The 12,720-nt window shown below is 34.5% G+C and carries 12 protein-coding genes and 1 tRNA gene; 6 read left to right on the forward strand and 7 right to left on the reverse strand.

What is annotated here, in order from left to right:
- Nucleotides 1–4: 4 nt before the first annotated feature.
- Both trhO and V7S76_RS06760 read right to left on the reverse strand, forming a co-directional pair.
- The gene (gene trhO / locus V7S76_RS06755; RefSeq protein WP_459509434.1) at nucleotides 5–985 is read right to left on the reverse strand and encodes an oxygen-dependent tRNA uridine(34) hydroxylase TrhO; all 981 of its coding nucleotides are present in this window, start codon (nucleotides 983–985) and stop codon (nucleotides 5–7) included.
- 41 nt (nucleotides 986–1,026) lie between these two features.
- A tRNA-Leu gene (locus V7S76_RS06760) sits at nucleotides 1,027–1,110 on the reverse strand.
- Between the two features lie 75 nt (nucleotides 1,111–1,185).
- Here V7S76_RS06760 and V7S76_RS06765 point away from each other — a divergent pair.
- Nucleotides 1,186–1,569: a DUF3127 domain-containing protein gene (locus V7S76_RS06765; RefSeq protein WP_459509300.1), complete on the forward strand. Its 384-nt coding sequence runs from the start codon at nucleotides 1,186–1,188 to the stop codon at nucleotides 1,567–1,569.
- A 66-nt stretch (nucleotides 1,570–1,635) separates the two neighbouring features.
- Here V7S76_RS06765 and V7S76_RS06770 read toward each other — a convergent pair whose 3' ends face one another.
- The 4 genes from V7S76_RS06770 to V7S76_RS06785 form a co-directional block, all read right to left on the reverse strand.
- The gene (locus V7S76_RS06770; protein ID WP_459509301.1) at nucleotides 1,636–2,925 is read right to left on the reverse strand and encodes an ABC1 kinase family protein; all 1,290 of its coding nucleotides are present in this window, start codon (nucleotides 2,923–2,925) and stop codon (nucleotides 1,636–1,638) included.
- The gene (locus V7S76_RS06775; protein ID WP_459509302.1) at nucleotides 2,922–3,569 is read right to left on the reverse strand and encodes a TetR family transcriptional regulator C-terminal domain-containing protein; all 648 of its coding nucleotides are present in this window, start codon (nucleotides 3,567–3,569) and stop codon (nucleotides 2,922–2,924) included. Before V7S76_RS06775 ends, V7S76_RS06770 begins: the two co-directional genes overlap by 4 nt.
- A gap of 46 nt (nucleotides 3,570–3,615) precedes the next feature.
- Nucleotides 3,616–4,050 (reverse strand): GNAT family N-acetyltransferase, encoded by a 435-nt coding sequence (locus tag V7S76_RS06780; protein WP_459509303.1) that lies wholly within the window; start codon nucleotides 4,048–4,050, stop codon nucleotides 3,616–3,618.
- A 151-nt stretch (nucleotides 4,051–4,201) separates the two neighbouring features.
- A complete protein-coding gene (locus tag V7S76_RS06785) occupies nucleotides 4,202–5,158 on the reverse strand; it encodes a PhoH family protein (RefSeq protein ID WP_459509304.1) in 957 nt (318 codons plus the stop codon).
- A 109-nt stretch (nucleotides 5,159–5,267) separates the two neighbouring features.
- On the opposite strand from V7S76_RS06785, the gene dnaB reads away from it, so the two are divergent.
- The 3 genes from dnaB to V7S76_RS06800 all read left to right on the forward strand — a co-directional run bounded on the left by dnaB (nucleotide 5,268) and on the right by V7S76_RS06800 (nucleotide 8,678).
- Nucleotides 5,268–6,857, forward strand: a complete 1,590-nt coding sequence (dnaB, locus tag V7S76_RS06790; RefSeq protein WP_459509305.1) for a replicative DNA helicase — start codon at nucleotides 5,268–5,270, stop codon at nucleotides 6,855–6,857.
- Nucleotides 6,858–7,030: 173 nt separating this feature from the next.
- Nucleotides 7,031–8,206 carry a retropepsin-like aspartic protease gene (locus V7S76_RS06795; RefSeq protein ID WP_459509306.1) on the forward strand — a complete coding sequence of 392 codons (1,176 nt, stop codon included), beginning with the start codon at nucleotides 7,031–7,033 and terminating at the stop codon, nucleotides 8,204–8,206.
- Between the two features lie 16 nt (nucleotides 8,207–8,222).
- Nucleotides 8,223–8,678, forward strand: coding sequence for a GNAT family N-acetyltransferase (locus tag V7S76_RS06800; RefSeq protein ID WP_459509307.1), 456 nt, complete (start codon nucleotides 8,223–8,225; stop codon nucleotides 8,676–8,678).
- 56 nt (nucleotides 8,679–8,734) lie between these two features.
- Here the strand turns inward: V7S76_RS06800 and V7S76_RS06805 are convergent, their stop codons facing one another.
- Complete coding sequence (locus tag V7S76_RS06805; RefSeq protein WP_459509308.1) at nucleotides 8,735–9,541, reverse strand: SDR family oxidoreductase; 807 nt, start codon at nucleotides 9,539–9,541, stop codon at nucleotides 8,735–8,737.
- A gap of 90 nt (nucleotides 9,542–9,631) precedes the next feature.
- On the opposite strand from V7S76_RS06805, the gene rlmD reads away from it, so the two are divergent.
- Both rlmD and V7S76_RS06815 read left to right on the forward strand, forming a co-directional pair.
- On the forward strand, nucleotides 9,632–11,050 hold the full coding sequence (gene rlmD / locus V7S76_RS06810; protein ID WP_459509309.1) for a 23S rRNA (uracil(1939)-C(5))-methyltransferase RlmD: 1,419 nt from the start codon (nucleotides 9,632–9,634) through the stop codon (nucleotides 11,048–11,050).
- A gap of 1,087 nt (nucleotides 11,051–12,137) precedes the next feature.
- A complete protein-coding gene (locus V7S76_RS06815; protein WP_459509310.1) occupies nucleotides 12,138–12,716 on the forward strand; it encodes a TetR/AcrR family transcriptional regulator in 579 nt (192 codons plus the stop codon).
- Nucleotides 12,717–12,720: the final 4 nt, after the last annotated feature.

The following is a 12,720-nucleotide window of genomic DNA, read 5'->3' on the forward strand; positions in this document are numbered from 1 at the left end:
CCTATTACCTATTTTTTGCTTCAATTTTGGCGTTACGGCCGAATGATTTAAATCCTAAAACAGGGGAGTAGCCTACAGAATTTTTAGAATAATATCCTTTTTCATTGTAAGGACGCTTTCTGGGATGTTCCTTGCATTCCTTTGAACATGCACCATCCATTTCTTTTAAACAAGCAGGACAAATTGGCAAATGCTCATTGCATTCAGGGTTTGCGCAATTGACCATGTGATCAGATGCTGTGTTGCAAACAAAACAGCTAGAAATAACTTCAGGATTCACTGAGTTAACTTGCGTAGCTACACGATTATCAAAAACATAGCATGTACCATCAAAATCTTCACCACCTTCTTCTAAGCCATATTTGATAATTCCACCGTGTAATTGATAAACGTTTTCAAAACCTTTTTCCAACAAATAGGCACTTGCTTTTTCACACTTAATACCTCCTGTACAATAAGTAATCACCTTTTTGTTTTTCAAATGTTCAATTTCTTGGACATGTTGAGGCAAATCACGTAAATTTTCCATATCAAAGGTGTATGCACCTTTGAAACGACCTAATTCGTGTTCATAATTGGATCGCATATCAACCAAAACAACATCGGGATCATTTTTCAACATCTCCTTGAATTCCTTGGGTTTTAAATGTTTACCGGTACGAACCAATGGATTAACAGGTAAATCGGAATGCACAATTTCGTTTTTAACACGAACGTGTAATTTATTAAACGTATGATTTTCAGAGCCATCCACCTTGAAATCAAAATCTGTTCCCTCAAAAATCGGATCCGACTCCAACCATTTCATGTAGGCATCGCAATCTTCCTTTAAACCCGAAACAGTACCATTTAAACCCTCCGATGCGACAATAATTCGGCCTAACAAGTTATGATTTAAACAATAAAGGTGGTGTATTTCTCGATACGCCTCAGGGTCTGGAATTGGCGTATAGTTATAGTAAAGAATTACACTGTAAGGATTCATCTTCAACATGATTTACAGAATTTAAATAAAAAAACAATAAGTGACGATGGGGAGATTCGAACTCCCACACCTAAAGCGGCACTACCACCTCAAAGTAGCGTGTCTACCAATTCCACCACATCGCCGAAAGGTTAGCAAAATTACCAAATATTTACTTACTTGCCAATAAATACAATTTCTAAAATTATCAATTTACTATAATGGCTTTAGAACTAAGCGGAAAATTAATTAAGAAGTTACCAGAGGTTACAGGAACTGGTAAAACAGGTACAAATTGGATCAAACAAGATTTCGTGATCGAAACACAAGATCAATATCCTAAAAAAGTTTGCATGAATGTATGGGGCGATAAAACCCAGGATTTAGCAGCTGTAAGTGAAGGAGAAATGGTTAAGATTCAATTCAATGTAGAATCAAGAGAATATAATGAACGTTGGTATACGGATATACGTGCATATCGCATTGACCGTATGGGGGCTCCAGCAGCAGACGGATCCGTTCCTGATAATGTAATCGTTAATCAAAGTGGCACGGTTACTTTCCCTCCAATGGAGGCAGAATCGGGAGATGATTTACCGTTCTAGAAGAAAGAAGAAAGAAGAGAGAAGAGAGAAGATTTAAGAAAATTTTCTCTTCTCTCTTTTATTCTCTCAAATATTTATTGTACTACCTAACTCATGAAGTAAGGTATATAATCCAAAATAAGTCCTATTAATATACAATCCGTGCTGAGATCCTCTAGCATGTTTGGAATAACGTAATTTATCATTGTTCTTTAACTCATCTGCCATTTGATAAATTTCATCTACATAAGAGGCATCCGCAAAATCAAATGTAGACTTTTGAAATGGACGAGCTAAAAGTTCAATCATAGAAGTAAACAAATCAAAATATTCCTCTTTTTCTTTTTGGCTATCCAATGGATTGATAAATTCCAACTCCTCAAAAATTTCCATCGTTTTTGATTTTTCTTTTAATACACTTGTGTCTAAAAGAGAAAAATAAGGTTCATAAAAACTCGCTGGAATAGTTTTAACACATCCAAAATCCAAAATGCCCAACTTACCGTCAGAATGCATTAAAAAATTCCCTGGATGAGGATCTGCATGCACCATTTTCAATTGATGAATCTGAAATTCATAAAAATCCCATAATCTTTGTCCAATCAAATTTCTAATTTCTTGACTAGGATTGGTGGCTAAAAATTCTTTCAAATGCATACCCTCTAACCAATCCATGCACAAAATTTTACTAGACGAATATTCTGGGTAATATTTGGGAAATAGAACCCCATCTAAATCTTTGCATGCCTCAGTTATATCTTGGGCATACTTCATTTCTTGAATATAATTCGTTTCTTCAATTAATTTATCTTGCACCTCAGCCATATATCGGTCCACATCTTTCTCATTTAGAGAAAACATAGCCAATGCAATGGGTTTAATCATTTTTAAATCCGCATGAATACTATTGGCAACACCCGGATATTGGACTTTAACAGCTAACTTTTTGCCATCTTTCTCAGCTCGATGGACTTGACCTATAGAAGCTGCAAAACTGGCTTTTAAATCAAATTGATCAAAAAGCAATCCGGGAGATTTTCCTAATTCTGATTGAAATGTTTTGACAACTAAGGGTCCAGAAAGGGGAGGTGCCGAATATTGTGCCATGGCAAAAGCCTCTCTGTAGGCACGTGGTAACATGCCACGATCCATACTCAACATTTGGGTAACTTTTAGAGCAGAACCTTTCAAAACACTTAAAGAAGAATAAATATCCTTTGCATTATCTTCATGAAGTTGCTCTTTGTCCAAACTTGGATTAGCCATTTTTTGGATAGAATATTTCAAATAATTTCCACCCACTTTTAATCCTGTCCCAACAAATTTAGAAGCTCTAGCCACTTTGGAGACAGGTATATACGAATTTTCTTTCATCATTTTTGGAAATTCATCCCTGTTTTATTTTGAATTAAAAACTTACCTAAATCAATCAAAGAATCGAAAGCTGTTACTCCCAGTAATTCAAAGGAGGCTTGCGTCGATTTCTCGATAAATTCGTCAGTTTTTTCAAAATTTGGAGAAGAATCTTTTACCCAAAATTGAATGATCATAATAAATTGGAACCACAGTCCATCCGCATATTTTTTATCCAAGTATTTTCTTGCTTTTACTTCATTGTTTTCAATCGCTTCATCCATTAAAGCCTGAACATATGTCAAATAAATGGCATTTGCAGATTTTAAAGCATCAGGAATTCCGAAAGTTGGTTTTGCAATTTTTTTCCAATTTTGAACATAAAATGATCTTTCAGTTAAAATCTCTTGAAAAAAAGAAAAAACAAATGATAAATATTTTTCACGAACAGAATAAGAAGCATAAATAGGGTCTAATTGACAATTCTGAATAGTTGTTTGGATTTTATTGGACCAAATAATATTCTCTAATCCTTCAAAAGTGCTGAAATAAGCATATAAATCTTTTTCTTCAAGTTCAAGGGATTTTGCAAATGCGTACAAACTTTTTGGACTTTGTCCTTCTTCGCGAATGTGATTGATGTAGGCGGAAATTATTTTATCGATCATAATTTTTGATTTATGAAGGATAAACACCAAATAAGTAAAAAAAGTTTTAAATAATCCTTTCCATGGCTTGGTGAATTATATCTGCTTCGATAAATGTTTCACCAAACGTAGAAAAACCCAAAGATGCATACAGTGGAATGACGGTTTGTTGCGAATGTAAATAGAAATAATGTGTATCTGGATATTGTAGTTTTGCTTGTTGGATGATATATTGAATTAAATTACTTGCCAAACCTTGTCCTCTAAACGCAGCCAATGTCGCAATTCGTTCTATTTTAATACCTTTTTCCGTTTTTCTAAATCGCCCCGTTGCCACGGCTTGATCATCTTTGAATAATAAAAAATGACGTGCTTGTGCATCTAAATCATCAAATTCCTCCGAAGGAAGACATTTTTGTTCTTTGACAAATACTTCAATCCGTATTTGAAATACCTGGTTGATTTCTTCTAAACTTTTGGCTTCTATGATCGAATAATTCATTTTGGAAATTTTAAAATAGGAGGAAGAGAGAAGAGAGAAGAGAGGAGATAGAAGAGAGAAGAGAGAAGAGAGAAGAGAGAAGAGAGAAGAGGAAGAATAATTCCTATTACCTTTCACCTTTTACCTATTATCTTTTACCTAAAACACCATTCTACGCTTTTTTATCATATGCTTCAATGATTTCACGCACTAAACGGTGACGAACAACATCACTTCCATCTAATTCAACAAAAGCAATTCCTTTGATGCCTTGTAAAATATTTACTGCATCTCCTAAACCTGAAACTTGGTTTTTGGGTAAATCCACTTGTGATTTATCACCCGTAATGATGGTTTTCGACTGGATACCCATCCTTGTCAAAAACATTTTCATTTGCATGGATGTTGTATTTTGAGCTTCATCCAACAAAATAAAAGCCTTATTCAAAGTTCGGCCACGCATATAGGCCAAAGGTGCAATTTCAATGGTTCTGTTTTCGATGTAAAATTTCAATTTTTCAGCTGGAATCATATCATCCAATGCGTCGTAAATAGGTCGCAAATACGGATCAATTTTTTCTTTTAAATCGCCCGGCAAGAAACCTAAATTTTCACCTGCTTCAACAGCTGGTCGAGTGATGATGATCTTTTTTACTTCTTTATTTTTCAAGGCCTTTACGGCCAAAGCAACAGCCGTATAGGTCTTACCGGTTCCGGCAGGTCCTAAGGCAAAAACAATGTCGTTTTTAGAAGCTGCTTCAACTAATTTACGTTGATTGGGCGTTTTTACTTTGATAACAATTCCCTTATTTCCAAACAATAAAACATCTTTATCTTCTACCCAAGGAGTTTCTACTTCTTCACCTGTTGGATTTAGAACTGCTTCAATATAAGCTTTGGTATGTGATCCTGATAAGGTATGATGTTTTTCAAGATGTTTGATGCATTGATTAACGATGGCTTCCACCAAAGAAATTTGATCGTCAGAACCTCTCACTGTTAATTGATCACCTCTAGCAATGATTTTGGTTTGAGGGAAAGCATCGGTGATCAGACTTAGATTCGTATTGGAAGGACCGAAAAAATCGATTAAGGAAATATCGGCAAGGGAAATAATTTTTTCTAACAAGTACAAAAAAGTTAAGATGTGAATTGAAAGCACTAATGTAGAAAATTATTGAAATTTTATCGCGCAAAAAAGATGATATTTTTGATAAAAAGTGGTAAAATTGTATTCTATGGAATCGAATACTCCCGCATCAATTTTTAAAAAAGGTAATACATCAGGAAACACTAATTCCCGAACTTCCGCACCTGCGCGTTTGAGCGATTTGGGCTTGGGTAAATTACCTCCACAAGCGCTTGATTTAGAAGAAGCCTTATTAGGTGCATTAATGCTTGAAAAAGAGCCTTTGGCCAATGTCATTGAATTATTAAAACCAGAAAGTTTTTACAAAGAAGCACATCAAAAAATCTTTCAAGCCATTCAAGGTTTATTTCAGGCTTCACAACCTGTTGATTTATTGACAGTTAATAATTTTTTAAAATCAAATGGGGAGCTAGAGAGAGCAGGTGGAACGAGCTATTTGGCTCAATTGACTTCTCGAGTTAGTTCGACTTCCAATGTAGAATATCATGCTCGTATTATCATTGAGCAATATTTAAAGCGACAATTAATTCAAATTTCTTCTGAAATCCAGCGTCAATCTTACGAAGATACGACTGACGTATTCCAAATTTTGGATAAAATGGAGCAGGAATTATTTACCATTGCAGAATCCAATATTCGGAAGAATTACGAAAGTATGTCGGATATTTTGAAAAAAGCGGTAGATGAACTAGAGAAAAAGCAATTACAAAAAAGTGGTTTAACGGGTATTCCTTCTGGATTTACTGAATTAGATCGTTTGACTTCTGGTTGGCAAAAGCAAGAATTAATCATCATTGCAGCTCGCCCGGGTATGGGAAAGACCGCTTTTGTCGTTTCAGCTTGTCGGAATGCTGCAGTGGAATTTGGTCATGCGGTTGCTTTGTTTTCTTTGGAGATGTCGGCAGTACAATTAGTCAATCGTATTATTTCCGCGGAAGCCGAAATCGAAGCAGAGAAAATTCGAAAAGGAAAATTAGAGCCACATGAATGGCAACAATTACATACCAAAATTAAAACGCTTTTTGAGGCGCAGATGTTTATTGATGACACTCCAGCCTTGTCTATTTTGGAATTAAGAGCAAAATGTCGTCGTTTAAAAGCACAAAAAAATATACAGTTAATCGTCATTGATTACTTGCAATTAATGACAGGCGATTCATCTGGAAAAGGTGCTAGCGGTAACCGTGAGCAAGAAATTTCACAAATTTCAAGAGCTTTGAAGCAGTTAGCAAAAGAATTGGATGTTCCTGTAATTGCACTTTCACAATTGAATCGTTCCACCGAAACCAGAGGAGGAAATAAAAAGCCTCAATTATCCGATCTTCGTGAATCGGGAGCTATTGAGCAAGATGCCGATCAGGTAATGTTTATTTATCGTCCTGAATATTATCAAATCACTCAAGACGAACAAGGCAATTCTTTGTTGGGAATGGGAGAGATTATTATGGCTAAAAACCGTTCAGGATCTTTGGAAAACGTATGGTTGAAGTTTATTGGTAAATTCACGAAGTACTGTGATTTAGATTTTCAGCCTTTTGATTCTGGCAATGCAGGATTTGATTCAAGTGCATTGGGCGACACAGCGGCAGCCTTTGAAAAAAATGACTCTGTGTTCAAAGGTAGTAAAATGAACATGCAGCAGGATGATACAGATCCGTTCAATACGCCGTTTGGATGAGGGAAGAGGTAATAGGTAAAAGGTAATAGGTAATAGGTAATAGGTAATAGGTAAGAGGTAAAAGGTAAAAGGTAAGAGGTAAATGGTAATAGGTAAGAGGTAATAATTAAGAGGTAATAGGTAAGAGGTAAAAGAGAGCATAGAAAATTTATCATTAAAACCACTAATATAAGATGAGCAAACGATTATACAGTCTATTTGTCCTATTGTTAACAATTAGCTGCAATAGGAATCAAACATTTTTTAATTCTGGTCGGGTAGAATCTCTAAATGAGAAAGAAGAAATTATAATCAATCGAATCAATGATTTACCTTTTTGTTCAGTTGAAATAGGAGATAAAAAATATCAATTTCTCATTGATACGGGTGCTCCAACAGTCATTTCAGAAGAAATTTTTGAACGGCTTAATCTGAAGGTTCACCATCAATCTTCTATGTCAGATTCTCAAAACAAAAAGAAAAAAGAAAAATTTGCTATTGTACCAGAAATCAAAATTGGTCGATTAATCTTCAAGGATATTGCTTGTTCCGTTACAACCATTGAAACAAAAGAAATAAAATGTCTAGGTTTTGATGGAATTGTTGGAGCAAATTTATTAGCTAAACTTTTTTGTGAATTCGATTATCAAAAGAATAGAATTACGGTTTCTCAACATTTAAATTCATTTGACCTACACCATCCAGATTTCATCTGGAGCTTTAGACATTTTAGTCAAAAAACACCTAAAATTTTGGGTGAATTATTTAACAAGAAGTTAATGTTCACATTTGATACAGGTTTCAATGGCAACATTAAAATTTCTAGTAATCAAAATCATGTAAAACTAAATTCTACTGATTTGAACATGATAAGTACGGAAGGAATAAGTTCAACGGGATTTTATGGTGTAGGAAATTCTGAAAAAGGCTATTTTTTAAAGAATAACATCAAATTTGATCATGTTGAATTTAAAAATCAATTTATTAGCAGTGGGAAATCCACCTTAATTGGAAATGAATTTTTAAAGGACTATTTGTTTTTAATGGATTGGGAGAATCGAAAAATTTACTTTAAAAAACAAGTCAATGAGGTTGCCAAAACTTTCGATAGCTTTGGATTTAGCTATTTATTCGTGGATGGTAAAGCCAAGGTTGTTCACAAAATATCAGATAAAAATAATCCTATAAATCTAGGAGATGAAATAATTAATATTGATGATGTTGATTTTACTAAAATAGAACCATCCGAAATATGTCAACACTATCTAAACAAAGTTGAAAAAAATAAAGCATCCATTGATATTACGATTAAACGAAACGATCAATACCTCTCATTCCATTTAAACAAGCAAGTCTATTTTAAAAATTAACTGATAATTTTTGAATATGAAAAACAAGATATTTAGAGAGGCAACAAAATTTGATATTCCACAAATTCAGATTGTCCGTAATTCCGTGAAGGAAAATACCTTATCTGACCCAAATTTAGTAAGTGACCAAGATTGTGAAGAATTTTTAACCATCAGAGGTAAAGGTTGGGTGTGTGAAATCGATGATCAAATTATTGGTTTTGCGATTGTTGATCTGATTGAAAATAACATTTGGGCCTTATTTGTTGATCCCAATTTTGAGCAAAAAAGAGTTGGAAGGAAACTACATCAGTTAATGTTAGAATGGTATTTTTCACAAACCCAACAAAACATTTGGCTAGGTACCGAATTGAATACCAGAGCAGAAATATTTTATAGAAAAGCGGGATGGGCTGAGATTGGCTTACATGGAAGCAAAGAAATCAAATTTGAAATGTCTTATCAATCTTGGAAAAAAGTGCTGGATAAATAACCTTGTCGTTTAGTTGAATCATTTAATTTTTTTATAAATCAACCTTTAAATTTCAACTATTTCAACGGACTATCTTTTTCCTTTTTCAAAGTATTGTACACCAAACGGTCCATGAGGCCATTCATCCATTTGTTCAAAAAGACGGTTAATTTACCTTGAAAGGTTAATACCAAGGTTTTCTTTTTGACGGAATAGGCCAGGTAGATTTCGGAAGCTACCTCTTCAGCTGACATCATTTTCTCTTCATCGCGCATGGTTTCGCCAGTAATTTGTCCAGTGGAACCTAAGGAAGCAGAACGAATATTGGAGGCTGTAAATCCTGGACAAGCGATTAAAACATGTACTCCTGTTTCCAATAATTCTGTACGTAATGCTTCCAAAAATCCATTCATAGCAAATTTAGAAGCTGAATAACCCGTTCTTACAGGTAAACCACGATACCCTGCGATGGAAGAAATCCCAATTATTCCTCCTTTGGATGCTTTTAAATAGGGTAAGGCTGCGTGTGTTGCATAGACTGTGCCCCAAAAATTGATGTCCATCACTTGTTTCAACACATTTATATTGACCGTTTCAAACATGGAACGCATGGAAATTCCTGCGTTATTGATCAGTAAATCTATTTTTTTATAGGAATCAATCACCTCAGCTATCATTTCATTGGTTTCCGACTCAGAGCTACTGTCGCAAACAATACCTTTTACGTGTATTCTTGCTTCTTCTAATTCGTTGACTGCTTCTTGTAGTTTCTGTGGATTTCTACCCGTAATAACAATTGTATTACCTCTTTTTCCAAATTCAAAAGCCAAGGCTTTTCCGATTCCAGAGGATGCACCAGTGATGATAACAACTTTATTTTCCATAATATTAATTTACACACGAAGTTAAGCTTTTATCTTTAAATTGGTGGTTAAGACATAAGAAAGCACTATTTTTGCACATATTTTGAAATCATGAGCAGAAAGAAAGACAAAGCCCCACAAATTATTGAACAAGTTGAAATTTTAGATTTTGCCGCAGAAGCCAAATGCATCGTAAAAATCAATGATGAAGTCATTTTCGTTCAAGGGCCAGTCGCACCAGGAGATGTATGTGATTTAAAAATTTTACGTTCCAAAAAGAAATTTAAACAAGCTCAAGCGTTTAATATTACTCCCAGTTCTCCATTTAGAACGGAAGTGGCCTGTAGCCATTTTGGGATATGCGGTGGCTGTAAATGGCAACACGTATCTTATGAGGCGCAGTTAGGCTTCAAAACCAGACAAGTTAAAGATAACTTGGAACGAATTGCTAAAATACCACTTCCAACTTTCCAAGAAATCTTAGGATCTAAAGAGCAATATTATTACCGCAATAAATTGGAATTCACTTTTTCTTCCGCGAGATGGTTAACCAATGAAGAAATTGGTCAGGAGGATTTAGGCTCTATGAATGCCTTAGGTTTTCACGTCCCAGGTCGTTTTGATAAGATTTTAGAAGTAAATCACTGTTATTTACAAGCTGATCCATCCAATCAAATTCGTAACAGTGTACGAGAGTTTGCCGAGAATAATAACATTTCCTTTTACGAGTTAAAGAATCAAAAGGAGGGAGCCTTACGGAATTTAATCATCCGAAATTCAAGTTCAGGAGAATGGATGGTTAATGTTCAGTTTGCTTATGCGGAACCTTTTGAAATAGATTTGATTATGGAACATTTGAAAAATAATTTTCCACAAATCACTTCCTTAAATTATGTCATTAATCAAAAGGGGAATGATACCTTCCATGATTTAGACGTAATATGTTACGCAGGAAAACCTTACATCGAAGAAGTGATGGAAGATTTACGTTTTCAAATCGGTCCTAAATCATTTTTTCAAACGAATACCCATCAAGCCTTGCGATTATATCAATTGGTGAGAGAATATGCGGATTTAACAGGGAATGAAATTGTCTATGACTTATATTCTGGAACTGGAACCATTGCATTGTTTTTAGCTAAATTGACGCAAAAGGTAGTTGGTTTAGAATATGTTGAAATGGCGGTGGAAGATGCCAAAATGAATGCAAAACATAATAAAGTTGAGAATTCATCCTTTTTTGCAGGGGATATGAAAAAGTTATTGACGGATGAATTCATTTCCATCCATGGAAAACCGGATGTGGTGATTACAGACCCACCGAGAGCAGGGATGGATGAAGATGTGGTGCGTCAATTATTAAAAGTTTTACCTAAAACCATTGTTTATGTAAGTTGCAATCCAGCTACTCAAGCGAGGGATTTGGCTTGGTTAGATGAGGCTTATCAAGTAGATGTCGTTCATCCCGTCGACATGTTCCCTCAAACCCATCACGTAGAAAATATTGTTCGATTGAGGTTGAAGAAATAGGTAAAAGGTAATAGGAGGTAATAGGTAATAGGTAATAGGTAATAGGTAATAATGCCAATTAAGGGTTAAAAAACATAAAAATCATTCGCTATAAAAATTTATTTTTGGCCAACGCTTAATCCTAACGAAAGATTTGAACGAAGCGGTAGGCGGAGCTTTGACAATGCGCATGGGCTCTGTGCGACGGGGTCAAAGAAAATAGCCGAGAGCGAGAGTGAAAATCGTTCCGCTTGCGGATTCGTCTTGGATTAAGCAAAAGAAAAAAGTTTTTTTGTTTCTTTTTTTTTCAAAAAAAGAAATGCCACAGAATAAGAATTAGCCGGTAAATTGCATTATAATCCAGGATTGGACTTATCCTCAATCAATTAGTACTGAATTTAAGTGCTTATTTCAACCCTTCATTCGCATTAATAGGTAATAGGTAATAGAAAATGTGAAAAGAGAAAAAACTTGGTGACCCTTTAGTGTTACAACGCATGCTTTAACATCAAGTTCACGGAAATTTTCAATCAGTCCACTTTGTGTGTATTATTAAGTCAAAAGATTTTTGGCGGCATTAGGCTATATTTCTGCTAGCTGAAGCTTTCGAAGCCAAAAGCAGAATAAAGTTATAAACTAATTTTATCAAACAACTGAACTTTTAAAGCATTAAATGGCAGGGGGTAAGGGGACCCATTACCACATAAAAAATAGAAGGGATAATTACCAAATGAAAACTTATATTTTTCTTCATTTAACTTATTTTTTACAAAACATTTTCAGCATGATGAATGATGAAATCTTTGTGAAGTGGTAACAAATTGAGAAATACAGAGAAATAATGTGCCCTCCAAATTACAAATAATTTCATCTTGTAAAATTATTGATTCGTTTTTATCACAGCTGTAAAAAGGTTTTATCACAAAACGACCGGTCGCTAGACAAAAAATTGCATTAAAATATATTGCATCAATTGTTTTTACTCTTGATTCGCATTAAAAGTGTTATAGAAAATTAGAAAAACATCTCATAAGTTCAAAATAAAAATATTTCATTTTATTTGTACCGACCGTTCTGTTTAATTATATTTGACATATATTTATTTCAGATGAACAAAAAACATAACCGAGAGGAAGTTATTCGAGTAGGGTTGACGCTTTTTAGGAAGTCAGGTTATAGTGCTTTGGGGATGGATGAAATTTGTCAAAAGACAGGAATGACAAAAGGGGCATTTTACAATGCGTTCAAAAGCAAGGAACAGTATTTATTGGAAACTATCAGCTATTATGGCAAAAAAAATGTAGAGCGGATTAATGAACAGTTAGATCCTCATCTTGGAATACCAGCCATTGTCCGACTCAAAAATTTCTACCAAGGTATGTTTGAGGCGCAACCCAAAAATGATTTTGTTGGATGTTACATTAACAATATCATGGCAGAATTGTCGGTTGTCAATCCACAAATAGCACATTCGTCTGCAAAGGAATTTGATCTATTTATAGAAGCCATAGAACCCTGTGTAAAAGAAGCTCAAGAGAAAGGAGATTTAACCCTTCACATCGATTCAAAAACCTTAACTGAATTAATTCATACCACATTTTACGGTTTATTAACACTTGTCAAAAGCACCAAAAATTTTCAAAGTAGTATTCAATCAATTCTTATATTATTTAACCAACTAAAGTAAAAAA

It is taken from the genome of Aquirufa sp. ROCK2-A2 (genome assembly GCF_054558485.1).